Source organism: Thauera sp. WH-1, assembly GCF_047806685.1.
Taxonomy (GTDB): domain Bacteria; phylum Pseudomonadota; class Gammaproteobacteria; order Burkholderiales; family Rhodocyclaceae; genus Thauera.
The window spans coordinates 326,395-341,571 of sequence record NZ_JBLQGP010000002.1 but is presented as its reverse complement, the minus strand read 5'-3'; the positions used below and the strand labels follow the sequence as shown (position 1 = coordinate 341,571).

General features: G+C 67.8%; 19 protein-coding genes. 18 read left to right on the top strand and 1 reads right to left on the bottom strand.

Features of this window, described 5'->3' with window-relative positions; genetic code table 11:
- The first annotated feature begins 31 nt into the window (after positions 1–31).
- From cobU to ACMV5O_RS03845, 17 genes are all read left to right on the top strand, one after another.
- Complete coding sequence (gene cobU / locus ACMV5O_RS03925; RefSeq protein ID WP_416162253.1) at positions 32–580, top strand: bifunctional adenosylcobinamide kinase/adenosylcobinamide-phosphate guanylyltransferase; 549 nt, start codon at positions 32–34, stop codon at positions 578–580.
- A 61-nt stretch (positions 581–641) separates the two neighbouring features.
- Positions 642–1,211, top strand: a complete 570-nt coding sequence (locus tag ACMV5O_RS03920) for a Uma2 family endonuclease (protein ID WP_416162252.1) — start codon at positions 642–644, stop codon at positions 1,209–1,211.
- A 15-nt stretch (positions 1,212–1,226) separates the two neighbouring features.
- Positions 1,227–2,276 carry a nicotinate-nucleotide--dimethylbenzimidazole phosphoribosyltransferase gene (gene cobT / locus ACMV5O_RS03915; RefSeq protein ID WP_416162251.1) on the top strand — a complete coding sequence of 350 codons (1,050 nt, stop codon included), beginning with the start codon at positions 1,227–1,229 and terminating at the stop codon, positions 2,274–2,276.
- A gap of 6 nt (positions 2,277–2,282) precedes the next feature.
- Entirely contained in the window at positions 2,283–3,050 is a 768-nt protein-coding gene (locus ACMV5O_RS03910) for an adenosylcobinamide-GDP ribazoletransferase (RefSeq protein WP_416162250.1), read from the top strand.
- A 48-nt stretch (positions 3,051–3,098) separates the two neighbouring features.
- Complete coding sequence (gene vapB / locus ACMV5O_RS03905; RefSeq protein WP_324538977.1) at positions 3,099–3,338, top strand: type II toxin-antitoxin system VapB family antitoxin; 240 nt, start codon at positions 3,099–3,101, stop codon at positions 3,336–3,338.
- 2 nt (positions 3,339–3,340) lie between these two features.
- Complete coding sequence (vapC, locus tag ACMV5O_RS03900) at positions 3,341–3,739, top strand: type II toxin-antitoxin system tRNA(fMet)-specific endonuclease VapC (RefSeq protein ID WP_324538992.1); 399 nt, start codon at positions 3,341–3,343, stop codon at positions 3,737–3,739.
- 63 nt (positions 3,740–3,802) lie between these two features.
- Positions 3,803–4,396: an alpha-ribazole phosphatase family protein gene (cobC, locus tag ACMV5O_RS03895; protein WP_416162249.1), complete on the top strand. Its 594-nt coding sequence runs from the start codon at positions 3,803–3,805 to the stop codon at positions 4,394–4,396.
- A 17-nt stretch (positions 4,397–4,413) separates the two neighbouring features.
- The gene (locus ACMV5O_RS03890; protein WP_416162248.1) at positions 4,414–5,316 is read left to right on the top strand and encodes a mitochondrial fission ELM1 family protein; all 903 of its coding nucleotides are present in this window, start codon (positions 4,414–4,416) and stop codon (positions 5,314–5,316) included.
- A 96-nt stretch (positions 5,317–5,412) separates the two neighbouring features.
- Positions 5,413–6,006 (top strand): Uma2 family endonuclease, encoded by a 594-nt coding sequence (locus ACMV5O_RS03885; RefSeq protein WP_416162247.1) that lies wholly within the window; start codon positions 5,413–5,415, stop codon positions 6,004–6,006.
- Positions 6,007–6,078: 72 nt separating this feature from the next.
- On the top strand, positions 6,079–6,351 hold the full coding sequence (locus tag ACMV5O_RS03880) for a type II toxin-antitoxin system RelB/DinJ family antitoxin (protein ID WP_416162246.1): 273 nt from the start codon (positions 6,079–6,081) through the stop codon (positions 6,349–6,351).
- A complete protein-coding gene (locus ACMV5O_RS03875; protein ID WP_416162245.1) occupies positions 6,329–6,649 on the top strand; it encodes a type II toxin-antitoxin system YafQ family toxin in 321 nt (106 codons plus the stop codon). Before ACMV5O_RS03880 ends, ACMV5O_RS03875 begins: the two co-directional genes overlap by 23 nt.
- Before the next feature lie 7 nt (positions 6,650–6,656).
- On the top strand, positions 6,657–7,784 hold the full coding sequence (locus ACMV5O_RS03870; protein ID WP_416162244.1) for a glycosyltransferase family 4 protein: 1,128 nt from the start codon (positions 6,657–6,659) through the stop codon (positions 7,782–7,784).
- Positions 7,781–8,602 (top strand): polysaccharide deacetylase family protein, encoded by an 822-nt coding sequence (locus ACMV5O_RS03865; protein WP_416162243.1) that lies wholly within the window; start codon positions 7,781–7,783, stop codon positions 8,600–8,602. Before ACMV5O_RS03870 ends, ACMV5O_RS03865 begins: the two co-directional genes overlap by 4 nt.
- Complete coding sequence (locus ACMV5O_RS03860) at positions 8,599–9,588, top strand: ELM1/GtrOC1 family putative glycosyltransferase (protein ID WP_416162242.1); 990 nt, start codon at positions 8,599–8,601, stop codon at positions 9,586–9,588. The genes ACMV5O_RS03865 and ACMV5O_RS03860 overlap by 4 nt, the downstream gene beginning before the upstream one ends.
- A complete protein-coding gene (locus ACMV5O_RS03855) occupies positions 9,585–10,679 on the top strand; it encodes a glycosyltransferase (RefSeq protein ID WP_416162241.1) in 1,095 nt (364 codons plus the stop codon). The genes ACMV5O_RS03860 and ACMV5O_RS03855 overlap by 4 nt, the downstream gene beginning before the upstream one ends.
- Entirely contained in the window at positions 10,679–11,485 is an 807-nt protein-coding gene (locus ACMV5O_RS03850) for a glycosyltransferase family 2 protein (RefSeq protein WP_416162240.1), read from the top strand. Before ACMV5O_RS03855 ends, ACMV5O_RS03850 begins: the two co-directional genes overlap by 1 nt.
- Positions 11,482–12,729 carry an O-antigen ligase family protein gene (locus tag ACMV5O_RS03845; protein WP_416162239.1) on the top strand — a complete coding sequence of 416 codons (1,248 nt, stop codon included), beginning with the start codon at positions 11,482–11,484 and terminating at the stop codon, positions 12,727–12,729. The genes ACMV5O_RS03850 and ACMV5O_RS03845 overlap by 4 nt, the downstream gene beginning before the upstream one ends.
- A 7-nt stretch (positions 12,730–12,736) precedes the next feature.
- On the opposite strand, the gene ACMV5O_RS03840 is transcribed toward ACMV5O_RS03845, so the two are convergent.
- Positions 12,737–13,552, bottom strand: a complete 816-nt coding sequence (locus tag ACMV5O_RS03840; protein ID WP_416162238.1) for a glycosyltransferase family 25 protein — start codon at positions 13,550–13,552, stop codon at positions 12,737–12,739.
- Between the two features lie 300 nt (positions 13,553–13,852).
- Here ACMV5O_RS03840 and ACMV5O_RS03835 point away from each other — a divergent pair, with 300 nt between their 5' ends.
- Positions 13,853–14,938, top strand: coding sequence for an LPS O-antigen chain length determinant protein WzzB (locus ACMV5O_RS03835; protein WP_416162237.1), 1,086 nt, complete (start codon positions 13,853–13,855; stop codon positions 14,936–14,938).
- Positions 14,939–15,177: the final 239 nt, after the last annotated feature.

The following is a 15,177-nucleotide window of genomic DNA, read 5'->3' as shown; positions in this document are numbered from 1 at the left end:
GATTCCTCGGATGCAAGGACCTGCCAGAACAATGACATGCGAACTGATCCTCGGCGGCGCCCGCTCCGGCAAGAGCCGCGAGGCCGAGCGCCGGGCTGAAGAATCCGGCCTGGCGGTGACGGTGATCGCCACCGCCGAGGCGCTCGACGAAGAGATGGCGGCCCGCATCCGCCGCCACCAGGCCGACCGCCCGGCGGCCTGGCGCACCGTCGAGGCGCCGGTCGCGCTCGCCGACACGCTGCGCCGCGAGGCCGCCCCGGGGCGCTGCGTGGTGGTCGACTGCCTGAGCCTGTGGGTGAGCAACCTGCTGGTCGACGCCGACCATCTGCCGCCAGGAGCCGGAGCGGAGGAACTGCCGCTGTTCCGCCGCGAGCGCGACGCGCTGCTCGCCACCCTGCCCACGCTTCGGGGCCACATCATCCTGGTCGCCAACGAGGTCGGCCTCGGACTGGTGCCGGAGACGCCACTCGGACGCCTGTTCCGCGACGAGGCCGGCCGCCTCAACCAAGTGGTGGCGGCGCTGTGCTCGCGCGTGGTGTTCGTCGCCGCCGGCCTGCCGCTGGTGCTGAAGCAGGGCTAAACTGCGGAACGACAAGACGTTTCAGGGGACTGCGATGGGCCTGCCTGCAGAAAGGCACAAGATGACGCTGAATGACTTCCTCGCCTGGGAGGCCGAACAGCCCGAGCGCTGGGAGTTCTTCAACGGCGAGGCCTCCATGATGGCTGGCGGGTCTGATGTGCACAACGCCATCAGCCTCAACACGACGTTTGCACTCCGTACGGCCTTCGCGGGTTCGCGCTGCAAGGTCTTCATGTCCGACGTCCGCCTGCGTCTGGCCGAGTCGGACGACCTGTTCTACCCCGACGTCTTCGTCACCTGCTCGGAGGCCGACAGTGCCCGCCGCCAGGTCAAGGAAGACCCTGCGCTGATCGCCGAGGTGCTGTCACCCTCGACCGAGGCCTACGACCGCGGCGACAAGTTTGCCGCCTACCGCCGCTTTCCCGGCCTGAAGACCGTGCTCTTGCTGTCGCAGGACCGCCCTCATGTCGAGTGCTACACCCGCGGCGAGGACGGGTACTGGATCCTCAGCGAAGCGAGCGGGGACAGCGCCAGCCTCACCCTGCCTGCTTTCGGCTTCGAACTCGCGCTGGCCGAGTTGTATCGCGACCTGCCGGATGCCGCGCAACAAACCCAGACCGCCGCACCCTGAGACCCCACCACCCGCATGACACCCTTTGCCATCACCGCGCCCGACAGCCTGCTCGCCGCTGCACTGCAACACAAGATCGACCGCAAGACCAAGCCGCTCGGCGCGCTCGGCCGGCTGGAGGCGCTGGCGCGCCAGATCGGCCTGGTGCAGCAGCGCCTGGAACCCGAGATCCGCCAGCCGCACATCGTGGTCTTCGCCGGCGACCACGGCGCCGCGCGTGCCGGCGTATCGGCCTACCTGCAGGACGTCACCTGGCAGATGGTGGAGAACTTTCTCGCCGGCGGCGCGGCCATCAACGTCTTCAGCCGCCAGATGGGGCTGGGGCTGAGCGTGGTGGATGCGGGCGTCAATCACGACTTTGGCGCACGCCCGGGCCTGATCGACGCCAAGATCGGCCCCGGTACGCAGAACTACCTCGATTGCCCGGCGATGAGTCCGGCGCAGCGCGACCTGGCGCTGGAGCGCGGCCGCGGCATCGCCCAAGCGCTCGCCGGCAACGGTTGCAACTGCGTCGGCTTCGGCGAGATGGGCATCGGCAACACCGCCTCGGCCTCGCTGATCACGCATTGCCTGGTCGGCGCCGAGCACGATGCCGAGCTGTACACCGTCACCGGCCGCGGTACCGGCCTGGACGACGCCGGCCTGTTCCACAAGCGCAGTCTGCTCGCCCAGGCCCTGGCGCGCGGCGGCCGGCCCAGCGACCCGCTGGCCGTGCTGGCCGAATACGGCGGCTTCGAGATCGCGATGATGGCCGGCGCCATGCTCGGCGCGGCAGAAAAGCGCATGCTGGTGCTGGTCGACGGCTTCATCGTCACCGCGGCCCTGCTCGTCGCCCACGCCATCGACCCGCGGATCCTCCCCTACTGCGTGTTCGCACATCGATCGCAGGAGCCCGGCCACCGCGTGCAGCTCGACTTCCTGCAGGTGCAGGCCCTGATGGAGCTGGATCTGCGCCTGGGCGAGGGCACTGGCGCGGCGCTCGCGTTCCCGCTGGTGCAGGCGGCGGTCAACTTCCTCAACGAGATGGCGAGCTTCGAATCGGCCGGCGTCAGCGACCAGGGCTGAGGCCCGATGCGCGCGCAGCTCGAACTCTTCTTCATCGCCCTCGGCTACTTCACCCGCATCCCGATGCCCGGCTGGGTGGCGTGGGCGCCCGAGCGCCTCGCCCGCGCCGCGCGCTGGCTGCCGCTGGTGGGCTGGGTGGTGGGCGGCGCCGGCGCGGCGAGCCTGTTGCTGTTCGCCCAGTTCCTGTCCGCGAGCCTGGCGGTGATCCTGTCGATGGCGGTGACGATCCGCCTCACCGGCGCCTTCCACGAGGACGGCTTCGCCGACAGCTGCGACGGCCTCGGCGGCGGCTGGGACAAGGCCCAGATCCTGGCGATCATGAAGGACTCGCACATCGGCAGCTACGGCGCCATCGGCCTGGTGCTGATGCTGCTCGCCAAGGCCGCGGCGCTGATCGATCTGGCCACGGCCAGCCCCGCCACCGCCGCGACCGCCCTGTTCGTCGCCCACGCGCTGTCGCGCCTGGCCGCCACCGCGGTGCTGCACGCCCTGCCCTACGCGCGCAGCGACGACAGCAGCAAGGCAGCGGCCGTCGTCGGCCAGCTGGGCCGCGGGGACCTCCTCATCGGCGCCGCCTGCGGCCTGCTGCCCGCGTTCGTGCTGCTCGCGCCGCTGCCGGCGCTCGCCGCGCTGAGCCTGGCAGCGCTGCTCACCGTGTGGCTGGCCCGCCTGTTCCTGCGCCGCCTGGGCGGCCACACCGGCGACCTGCTGGGTGCGGTGCAGCAGGTGACGGAGCTGGCGTGCTACGTCGGCATCGTCGCTGTCAGCCTCTGAGCATCAGGGATATACTCCACCCATATCCACGCAGAACAAGGTGAGGCCATGACGAGCTCCTCGCAAACCACCGTCTTTCGCAGCAACAAGACCCAGGCCGTGCGCCTGCCCAAGGCGCTCGAGCTGCCCGAATCGGTCAAGAAGGTCACGATCACGGCGATCGGCAACACCCGCATCATCACACCCGCCGAAGCAAGCTGGGACGCCTGGTTCGACGGCCCCGACGTCAGTGCCGACTTCATGAGCAACCGCGACCAGCCTGCGGACCAGGTGCGCGAGGCCTGGTGAGCATGCTCAAGTACCTGCTCGACACCAACATCGTCATCTACACCATCAAGAACAAGCCGGCCCAGGTGCGCGAACGCTTTCGCCAGCACGACGGCCAGATGGCCATCTCCAGCGTCAGCCTGGGCGAGCTCGTCTTCGGCGCCGAACGCTCTGCACAGCCGGAGGCGAACCTGGCCGTCGTCGAGGGCTTTGTCGCCCGCGTCGAGTCGCTGGATTTCGATGCCGCCGCCGCCCACCACTTCGGCCAGATCCGCGCTGAGCTCTACCGCGCAGGCCGCCCCATCGGCCCCTACGACATGATGATCGCCGCCCACGCACGCTCGCGAGGACTCATCCTGGTCACCAACAACACGTCCGAGTTCGAGCGCGTCGCGGGCTTGCGGCTGGAGAACTGGGCCTGACGCAGGACGAGGCCTCCGGCATCCTCACTCCCCGCTTTCTACTCCCCCGCCTCCCGCACCGCCATGCAGCTGCACCTCATCCGCCACCCCCGCCCCGCCGTTGAGCCCGGCATCTGCTACGGCCAGACCGATATCGGCCTCGCCGACTGCCCTGCCGCGGCCGCCGATCGCCTGCGCCCGCTGCTGCCCGACTCATTCGCCCTGCACGCCAGCCCGCTCGCCCGTGCGCGCCTGCTCGCCGAAGCGCTCGGCACACCGCGCCTGGACGACCGGCTGAAGGAGATCCACTTCGGCGACTGGGAAGGCCGCAGCTTCACCGACATCGGCTCCGCGATCGACGACTGGGCCGCCGACCCGCTCGGCTTTCGCGCGCCGGGCGGCGAGTCGCCGCGCGAGATGGCAGCACGGGTGCTGGCATGGCTTGAGGAGGCAACGGGAAATGGGGGACAGACCCCGATTTCCGCGGAAATTGGGGTCTGTCCCCCATTTCCAGAGGCGGTGGTCGTGGTAGCCCACGGTGGTCCCTTGCGCGCGATCGCGGGGCACTTGCTGGCTATGCCGGTCGAACGCTGGATCGGGCTCGACTTCGGCTGCGGGCAGGTGACGCGGATCGATGTCGAAAGCTGGGGGGTGGTATTGAAGTGGTTCAATCGCTGAGGTAGGAAAAGCCCACCATGCTCACCCTCTGGCTCATCACCGACAACAAGCCCGGCCACCGCAGCCAGTTGCAGGGGCTGGCGCAGGCGCTGGCGGCGCGTACGGCGGTCGAGGCGCACTGGATCGACGCGCCGACCGGGCGCAGCGCGTTGTGGCAATTCATCAGCGGCCGTTTTCCGCCTGGCGCCGGACTGCCCGACCCGGACCTGATCCTCGTCGCCGGTCATCGCACCCACCTCGCCGGCCTCGCCGCGCGGCGCGCTCGGGGCGGCAGGCTGATCGCCCTGATGCGGCCCAGCCTGCCGCTGGCCTGCTTCGACCTGTGCGTGATTCCCGAGCACGACCGCCCCCCCGCCCGCGCCAACGTCATCGCCACCCGCGGCGTGCTCAACACCGCGCGGCCCAGCGCCGCGCGCGAGGCGGACCGAGGCCTGTTCCTGATCGGCGGGCCGTCGAAGCACCACGGCTGGGACACCGCCGGACTGCTCGCGCAACTCGACGCCATCCTCGCCGCCAGCCCTGGCATGCGATGGACGCTGACCACCTCGCGCCGTACGCCAGCCGAGGCCGAATCCGCCCTCCTCGCCCTGCGCGAGCGCGGGGTCGACGTGCGCCCGGTGGCCGACACCGCGCCGGGCTGGGCGATGGCCCAGGTGGCGAGGAGCGCGCAGGCCTGGGTCACGGAGGACAGCGTCTCGATGGTGTACGAGAGCCTCACCGCCGGCGCTGCAACCGGCCTGCTTGCGGTGCCGCGACAGGGGGAGACGCGCATCACCGCGGGCGTGGCGGCGCTGCAGCGCGAGGGCTTCGTCACGGCGTTTGCGGACTGGCAGCGGGAAGGCCATCTGCGCGCGGCGCCAGCGCGCCTGGCCGAAGCCGACCGGGTGGCCGAGGCCGTGCTTTCGCGCTGGCCGATGTAGGTGCAGCAGCGGCTTGCGCAGCAAGGCCCGGGCAAGCACCCCGCCCGGGCGATCGCCTAGAATAAGGGCAGGACATCAACGCACCGGAGCACCATGATGGGTGTCGAATTGCGCAAGGAAAAGCACTACACCTACGCCGACTACCTGACCTGGCCGGACGACGCCCGCTACGAGCTGATCGACGGCGAAGCCTTCCGGATGGCGCCGACACCGCTGATCGAACACCAGGAAGTCGCCGGCGACGTGTTTTGCCAACTGGCCAACCAGCTCGACGGCCAGCCCTGCCGCCCCTATATCGCCCCGGTCGACGTACGCCTGCCGCGCAAGGACGAGGCCGACGCCGCCATCGACACCGTCGTCCAGCCCGACGTGCTGGTCGTGTGCGACCCGGCCAGGATCGACCGCCGCGGCGTGCGTGGTGCGCCCGACTGGCTGCTCGAGGTGCTGTCCCCCAGCACGGCCGCCCACGACCAGATCGCCAAGCGCCGCACCTACGAGCGCGCCGGCGTGCGCGAATACTGGCTGGTGCACCCGGGCGACCGCACGCTCACCGTCTATCTGCTCGACAACGGCCAGTACGGTCGCCCGGAGATCTACGAGCTGAAGGACGAAACCCCCATCGGCGTGCTGCCCGGCGTATCGATCGCCTGGGATGCGCTCGTCGCCAGGCTGCCCAAGCCGGAATACTGACGCCACGGAACCCCGCGGCTTGATCGCATCTCATATGCGATACATAATTCGCGCGCTGCACACGAGGAAGCCATGGCACAGAGTTCAATGCTGCACATCCGCGTCGACGACGAAACCAAGACCCAAGCCACCGAGGCGCTGGCAGCGATGGGGCTGTCCATGTCAGACGCGGTGCGCATCTTCCTCAAGCGCGTCGTCAACGACCAGGCCTTTCCGCTCGAGCTCAAGGTTCCCAATGCCGAAACCCGCGCTGCCATGGAAGAAGCACGCGTCATGATGAAGGCGCGCCAGGTACCTTTCGTATCGGCCGACGCGCTGTTCGATGACCTCGAAAAGACCCGCTAAGATCAAGCGGGCACCGCTGCCACGCGCGGCGGACTTCAGCAAGGCGTTCCACAAGGACTGGCAACGGCTCGGCCGCGCCGGCCGCTTTGACATGAAGCGGCTCAAGGAAGCCATGCTCCTGCTCATCGCCAACGACGCCGCGCTCGGCCCGGTATGGCTCGACCATCCGCTCAAGGGCGACTGGGCCGATCACCGCGAATGTCACCTAGGCGGCGACTTCCTGCTCATCTACACCGCCGACGACAAGCAGATCATCTTCGTCCGGGCCGGCACCCATGCGGACCTTTTCGAGGGCTGAAGCAGAGATGAAGCCCCTCAAGGTCCTGCAGCTGCTCCCCGCGCTCGACAGCGGCGGCGTCGAGCGCGGCACGCTCGAGATCGCGCGGGCGCTGGTCGCGGCCGGGCATCAATCGGTGGTGCTGTCCAAGGGCGGGCGGCTGGTCGAGCAACTGCAGCGCGAAGGCTCGCGCCACATCGCGCTCGACCTCGGGCGCAAGTCGCCAGCCACCTTCCTGCAGTACCGCACGCTGCGCCGGCTGTTCGCAGCCGAGCGCTTCGACATCGTGCACGCCCGCTCGCGCCTGCCGGCGTGGGTCGCCTGGCTGGCCTGGCGCGGCATGCCGGCCAACGCCCGCCCGCGCTTCGTCACCACCGTGCATGGGATGCACTCGGTAAGCCGCTACAGCGCCATCATGTGTGCCGGCGAACGCGTGATCGCGGTCAGCGACACGGTGCGCGACTACATCCGCAGCCACTACCCGCCCGCGCGCTGGCCGCACCTGACGGACGAGCGCATCACCGTGATCCCGCGCGGCATAGATCCGGCGGAGTTCCCGCGCGACTACCGGCCGTCGGAGGACTGGCTGGCACGCTTTCACGCCGAATTCCCCCAGCTCGGCGGACGCAAGATCCTGACGCTGCCGGGACGGCTCACAAGGCTCAAGGGGCACCACGACTTCATCACCATCGTCGCCAAACTGATCGCCGAAGGGCTGGACGTGGTCGGGCTGATCGTCGGCGGCGAGGACCCGAAGCGGCCCGGCTACGCCAAGGAGATCCGCGAGCGGGTGCAGGCGGAAGGCCTGGGCGAGCGCATCGTGTTCACCGGGCATCGCAGCGACGTGCGCGAGATCTATGCAATTTCGGACTGCGTGCTGAGTCTGTCGAGCACGCCGGAGTCGTTCGGGCGCACGGTGCTCGAGCCGCTGGCGATGGGGCGGCCGGTGGTGGGGTATGCGCATGGGGGGGTGGCGGAGATTCTCGCCGAGCTGTTTCCGTTCGGGGCGGTGGACAAGGGCGATGCCACCGCGGCCGGCGCGCGCGTCGTCGAGATCCTGCAGGACAAGGCGCCGGCGGTGAAACCGAACACGCGCTTCCTGCTCGACGAAATGCAGAGGCGGACGATCGACATCTACAAGGCGCTCGCATCATGACCTGGCTGGTCCTCGCCTTGGCGGTGGCTGCGCTGTGGTTTTCTCACCGCTACGCCTGGTGGCGGCGTCCGGTGGATTACCGCCACCCACGCGTGCTGATGTACCACATGGTCAGTCCGCACCGGAAAGGCGCGCGCTTCAACGGCCTGCGCGTGCCGCCGGAACGCTTCGACGCCCAGCTCGCCTGGCTGAAGCGGCACGGCTGGCAGTTCTTCACCCTCAGCGAGCTGTGGGCGCTCTGGGACGACCTGCCGCAAAAGAGCGTGGCGATCACCTTCGACGACGGCTACGCCGACAACCTGCACGCCGCGCTGCCGCTGCTGGAGAAGTACGACGCCAAGGCGACGATCTACATGGTGGTCGACCGTCACGACCGCGACTGGTCCACCGCCAAGAAGGCCCACCACGACTCGGGCGAGCTCGCCCGCGAGCCCAAGCTCAGCGACGACGAAGTCCGCCGCCTCATCGCCAGCGGCCGCATCGAGATCGGCTCCCACACGCTGACCCACATCAACATGAAGACCACCCCGCTGGCCGAGAAGCGCCGCGAGCTGATCGAGTCGCGCAGAGCGCTGGAGGAAGGCTTCGGCGTAACGGTAAAGAGCTTTGCCTACCCTTTCGGCATCTACGGCGCGGCGGACGTGGCGCTCGCGCGCGAATGCGGCTACGAGACCGCGGTGACCACGGTCGACGGCATCGACCCGCGCAGCCCGCGCCCCGACCCGCTCGAGCTCAAGCGGATAAAAATCAGCGGCAAGGACACCATGCTCGGCTTCGTGATGCGCATGCGCGGCGGCAAGCGGGGCTGGCGCAAGTGAAGCGCAAGGTGTGGATCCTGAGCGACGGCGCACCCGGCCACCTGAGCCAGAGCCGCGGCGTGGTCGACGCGCTGGCAACGCGCCTCGATCTTGAGGTCGACACGATCCCGCTCAAGGTGCGCAGCCCCTTCTGGAAGCGGCTCGGCCGCCTATGCCTGCCGCGCATCCGCGCCACGCGCGCCTGGCTCGCCCGCATCTACGACATCGCGCCGCCGCCCGGCCGCCCGGACCTGATCGTCTCCTCCGGCGCCAACACCCTGCTCGCCAACGCCCTGCTCGCCCGCCAGCACCGGGCGGCCAACGTCTATAGCGGCACGCTAAAGGGCTACGACCCCGACTCCTTCGACTGCGTGTTCACCGTCGTGCGCCTGGCCGGCGTCGCCTGCAACCTGGTGCTGCCCTTGCCGCCGGTGCCGGGCGAGCTCGCCCGCCCGCTGCCCGCCCCGTCCACCGGCACGCCGCGGATCGCGGTGCTGATCGGCGGTGACGGCGCCGGCTACGTCTTCCGCGACGCCGACTGGCACGCCCTCGCCGACGGCCTCGCCGGGCTCGCCCGGCGCGAAGGCGCCCAGCTCCTGCTGACCACCTCGCGCCGCACCGGCGCCGCGGCGGAGGCCATCCTGCGCGGCGCCCTGCCGCCGGCGCTGCTCGCCGACGCCGTCTGGTGGGAGCAGGCGCCGCGCAAGGTGGTGCGCGATTTCCTCGCCACCGCGAGCGCGGTAGTGGTCACCGAGGACAGCCTCACGATGGTCGCCGAGAGCATCTACTCCGGCCGCCCGGTGCTGTCGGTTTCGCCCGCCACCGCCGCGCCCAACGCCAACGACGGCGCCGCGCTCGAGGCCTACGCCGAGCGCGGCCTGCTCGCCCGCTGCCCGATCGCCGGCCTCCCCAGCGCCGCGCTGCCGCCTGCGAACCCCAGCCTACCCGATGTCCAGGCCGAGATCGCCGCCGCCCTGCTGCCGCTGCTAGAACACCCGACACCATGAAAGACGTGCTGATCTGGGGCCGCTACGGCAACTACGGCCCCGACTACCCGCGCAACCGCGTCATCGAGTCGGTGCTGCGCGAGCTTGGCTGCACGGTGCGCCGCTTCCTACCCGCGCTGTCCGCCACCGCCGACCTCGAATACGCCCTGCGCCGCGGCCCGCGCCCCGACCTCGTCTGGGTGCCCTGCTTCCGCCAGCGCGACCTCGCCGTCGCCGCCCGCTACGCCCGCCGCCACCGGCTGCCGCTGGTGTTCGACCCGCTGATCAGCGCCTACGACAAGCAGGTCAACGAGAAGCGCAAGTTCGCCGCCGACAGCGCCCAGGCGCGCAAGCTCCTCGCCTGGGAGGCGCGCCTGTTCAATCTGCCCGACTGGCTGATCGCCGACACCGAAGGCCACGCCGACTACTTCCACGCCACCCACGGCGTGCCGCGCGAGCGCATCCGGGTGATCCCGGTGGGCGCGGAAGAAGCCCTGTTCACCCCGCAGCCCTGGCCCGACAAGGCGCCCGACGCACCGCTGGAGCTCGTCTTCTTCGGCACCTTCATCGGCCTGCAGGGCGTCGATGTGTTGACCCAGGCCATCCTGCAATACGAGGGCCCGCCCACCCACTGGCGCCTGATCGGCGAAGGGCCGATGAAAGCCGAGTGCGAGCGGCTGCTTGCGTCGCTTACGCGCGGTGAGGGCCCGAGCCAGGTCAGCTTCGAGGGCTGGGGCCCGCTCGCCGAGCTCCCCGGCCGGCTCGCCAGCGCCGACGCGATCCTCGGCATCTTCGGCACCAGCGACAAGGCGCTGCGGGTGATTCCGAACAAGGTGTATCAGGGGCTGGCGATCGGGCGGCCGGTGATCACGGCGGCGACGCCGGCGTTCCCAGCGGAGCTGAGGGCAAGCGAGGATCATGGGCTGTTCTGGGCGCGGCCGGGGGATGCGGGGAGTGTTTGTGCGGCGGTGGGGCGGGTGCACGAAGCTCGCCGCGAACTGTCAAAGCTGGGGCGCGCAGCACGAGCCCGGTATGATGCGCACTTTTCCAACGATGTCATTCGGGCACGACTCCAGGAGCTGCTCACCGACGCCGCACCGCACCCACGATAATGAAGCCGCTGATCTCGGTCGTCATCGCCAACTATAATTACGGCCACTACCTCGCTGAAACGATCGAATCGGCTCTCGCGCAGACCTACTCCCCCGTCGAGATCATTTTCATCGACGACGGCTCGAACGACGACAGTGTCGAGCTTGCGATGCGCTACCCAGTCATCGTCCTCCGCCAGGGCAACCAAGGCGTCTCTGCCGCCCGCAACAATGCCACTCAGTTCGCAAGCGGCGAGTATGTGCTGTTCCTGGATGCAGACGATCTGCTGCTTCCGGATGCGCTGGAAGGGCTTTATCAAGCGCTCGACAAGGCTGGCCCGAACATGGCATTCGCCTACGGCCAGCTGCAATACTTCGGCGAAAAAAACTCGATCTTCGCCTCGCGCCCCTTCGACCCCGACTATCTGAGCCGGGAGAACTACATCCCCGCCTGCTCGCTGATCCGAAGCGAGGTCTTCAAGCAGGTCGGCGGCTTCGACCGTGGCTTCGATACCCGCGAGGACTGGGAACTGTTCGTGCGACTGTGGCATGCCGGCTGGCGTGGCGTGCACCTGCCCCGGCCGGTGCTCAAATACCGCAAGCACCGCGCCAAGCAGGAGATCCGGATGCTGGGCCGTTTCCGAAAAAGGCTGTCCGAGGCGAAGCTGATCGCACTCTACCCACGCTTCTTCTGGAAGAAGCTGCTAGCCCACCCCTTGCGGTTCCTGTATTACCGCCAACGCTGGAGCGTCCGCCGCCAGATCCGCCTTCACGGCCCAAGCGGTACGCCGGAACGCGTCACATCTTCGTCCATCATCGAGAAATGACCTTCACGCCTGTGCTGCCAACCGGAATGAGCGCGATGGAGCGTGGGCTGCGCTACGTCAATTCGGCGCTGATCTTCTGGTTCTTCGCCTTCCTCGTCACCGGGCCGAAAAACTCGTACGCCACGAGCGCTCTCCTCGTACTCAGCATCCTCACGCTGCCACTGAGCGCGGGGCACCTGCGAACGACCCTCAAGCGCGGCGCGCCGTGGATGCTTGGCATCGCCATCTATTGCCTCTATCAGATCGCGCGACGAATCGTGGACGGCGGCCTGAGCGCCCAGACCGACCCGCCGGCACGCTTCCTGGGCGCAATCCCCATCTTCATCTATCTCGCCCGCTATGGATTCAAGATCGAGGCGCTGTGGGCGGGGCTCGTCGCAGGCTGCGCAATTGGCGGCGTCGCGGGCCTGCAGGAAGTGATCGTCGATGGCGCCCAGCGCGCGGGGGTCGGTCACCACCCGATCGCCTATGGCAGCCTGCTTGGCTTCATGGGCATGGGGTGCCTTTACGCGGCAACGATTTACAAGCACATGTTGTGGCGAGTCGTGCTGATCGCAGCCGCGGCGATGGGCGTCATCGGCGTGCTTTACTCCGGCACGCGCGGGCTCTACCCTGCGCTCGCCGCATGCATGGCCTATATCGGCTACGGTGTCCTGAAAAACCGAGGTCTTTCTCGCCGCACCATCATTGCCGCAACGATCGGGTCTATCGCCCTGGTGAGCACGATCGCCTGGCAGCTACCGTCGGTTCAGAAGCGGGCTCAAGAGACCCTGTCGGAGTACCAGCGCATCAGCCAGGGCAATCTGGAAACCTCCATCGGGCACCGCATCCAGATGTGGCATACCGCACTCTTCATCGTGTCCGAGCGCCCCGTGTTCGGGCTCGGGCTGGACACCGAAAAACGTAAGGCGCTCAGCCTGGACTTCCTCAAGGAACACCACTACAAGCCGTCGGTGCTCACCCGATACGATCACCTGCACAACCTCTACCTGAACGAGGCCGCCGCGTTCGGCCTCGTCGGCCTGGCCACCCTGCTCGGCCTGCTGTTCGGCGCGATCCATGGCACTAGCCCGCCGTTTCGTGGCGCGATCGCCGTAATCCTTATCCTGATCGCGGTCGAGGGGCTGAGCGAAACCGTGCTCAACCACAACCGGCTCACGATGGCTTTCGTGATCCTCGTTACTGCGCTGCGAGCACATAGCCTGGCGGCACCCCTGCGTGCGCTCGCCAACAAAGCCGTCTGACCCAGGATCACTCCGATTCGAGCCGATAGGGCGCCCTGGACCAACCTGCCGGCATCTTCTGCCGCTTCAGGCCCCAAACGGGGCGGTAGTAAAGCGCGTCGCCAAGCTGCCTGCACCACTTGTCGAATCGCATCCGCACATTGCGCGAACGATTCCGATCGGTTTCCACCGTGCGACGATCCGTCTCCAGCTGGGAGGGCGCGGTCTCGAGGTAGCCAATGCAGAAGGGATCGAGGCCTCGCACATCGACACCGCCAAGCTTGCGATAGGCCACCCAGTCGTCCGCCGAAAGCCAGCACGGCGAGTTCACCCGGCGCATGACCTCCGCTGCGGCGCGGTTGATCACGTAGCCGTAGCCCTCCCAGGCACGCCTCACCCGCGCCAGACGATAGTGCGCGCCGAAGGGCGTCCTGCCGCGCACGAGCAGGGACCTGATCGGGGTCATCAGGACGAGGCGCGGGCTAGGGGCGTTCATCCACTCCGCCATATGGGCGCTCGCGAGCAGATCCCGGACATCGGGCAAGAGCACGGCATCATCCTCGAGCACGAGCGCGAACGAACGCTCACTCGCAAGCAAGGCTTCGTATGCCCTGACATGGCTCAACGAGCACCCGAGCTCGCCGGCCGTCAACGTGCGTCCGTAGCGCTCGCGTGACCGCCGATCGTCGGCGAGCCGACCCCTGTCCTCAGCAGAAAGGCTCGCGCCCCGGACCGCGGCAATCATCTCGATTGGAGTCAGCCCAACCTCTTCGAGATGCGCCAGAATCCGCTCCCGCCGCTCCGCCGCGTCGGGAAGGTTGATCACCAACACCGCATAGTTCACCCGCCAAACCTCCGCGCAGCCAAATTTCGGTAACGACGATCATATCCTGTCGCCCTGAGTCCGGATGGACGACCTTATCGCTCTGCCGCCAGCCAGCGCAGGGGATCGATGTGGCCGTCTCCAGCGATCACATCGCAACGGCCGGCGCGAAGATCAGCAGGCTGGTTCAGCGTGAGGCTATGCCTTGCCCGCGAGTTCAAACGTTCGATCCAACACCCGCAAGAAGCGCTTACCCTCCAAGCGGTTATGAAATCTTCGCTGCAGTGCGATAATGCGCGATCCTCAAGCCCCCAGCCAGCCATGCAGAACAGCCAGAACAGCCAGCCCGCCCAGCAGACCTATGACGATGACGAGATCAGCCTGATCGAGCTGTGGCAGATCCTGGTACGGCGCAAGATGTGGATCTTGCTCACCTTCACCGCCTGCGTGCTGGCCGGGATCGCCTACATCCTGCTCGCCCCGGCGCGCTACGAGGTGGAGGTGCATGTCGACAAACCGTTCCCCAGCGACCTGGCTGCGCTCAACCTCGGCAGGACGGAAAGCACCGGTCTCGCCCCCCTCCCGCCCGAGCAAGTGTTCGGATACTTCACACGGCGACTACTCTCGACGGAGGCGAAGCAGCGCTTCTTCCACGAGGTGTTACTCCCCGCCCAGCCCGAGGACGTACGCGAAAACGCAAGTACACAGGATCTGTATGAATTCATGACCGAGAAGACCGTCACAGTGAAGAAGCCAGATCCAAAGGGGCGTGACCTCTACAGCCTGCGTATCGAGGCTCGATCGAGCGAGCTTGCCGCGCAAGGCGCCCAGGCCTTTCTCGACCTCGTAGCGGAGGACGCCGCGAACAAGCTCATTGCCGACCTGCGCAATGAGATCGACCTGACCACACGCAACACCCAACGCTCACTCGAAGAGCAACGCCGCGTCGCCGCGGAGAATAGAGCTGACCGAGTCGTGCAACTCTCGGAAGCCCTTCAGGTTGCTCAGAGCGTAGGCATTCGCGACCCTCAGATCACTTCGGCCCGCCCCCCTTCAGGCGACGCGCTCTCCCCTTTCATGGATGGCAGTCAGCTCTATGCACGCGGAACCAGGTCGCTGAGTGCGGAACTCGAGGTCCTCAAGGAGCGAGAAAGCGACGACCCGTTCCTTTTCGGGCTGCGTGAGACCGAAGCCAAGCTCAGACTTCTGCAAGAGATCAACCCCGACCCCAAGACGTTCCGGATGTTCAACATCGACGGCGAGATCGTCGCGCCGGAGAAGCCGTTCAAGCCAAAGAAGCGACTCGTACTGGCGCTGGCAGCGGTGCTTGGCGTGATGGGAGGGGTGATGCTCGCCTTCGTGGCGGAATTCGTTACAAAGGCGAAGCTGAACGGCGCTCGCGCCTGATTCGCTGCACCCAAGGACTAGCCTATGTACGAAGTCGCCACTGCGCCCTCGCCGGAAGCCAATATCGCCCCCATCCTGCTAGAAGGGCTGCGCAAACATATCCCGGCTACGACACACGGCTATCGTTGCGTTCCGCAATGGCGCAGGGTGTCTGATGTCTGCGCACCGCTGGCGGGGTGGAGGATCTCGCCGCCCTTCACATCCGCGCCGCCGCTGGCGGCCGTGCGCTCAGTGCCAGT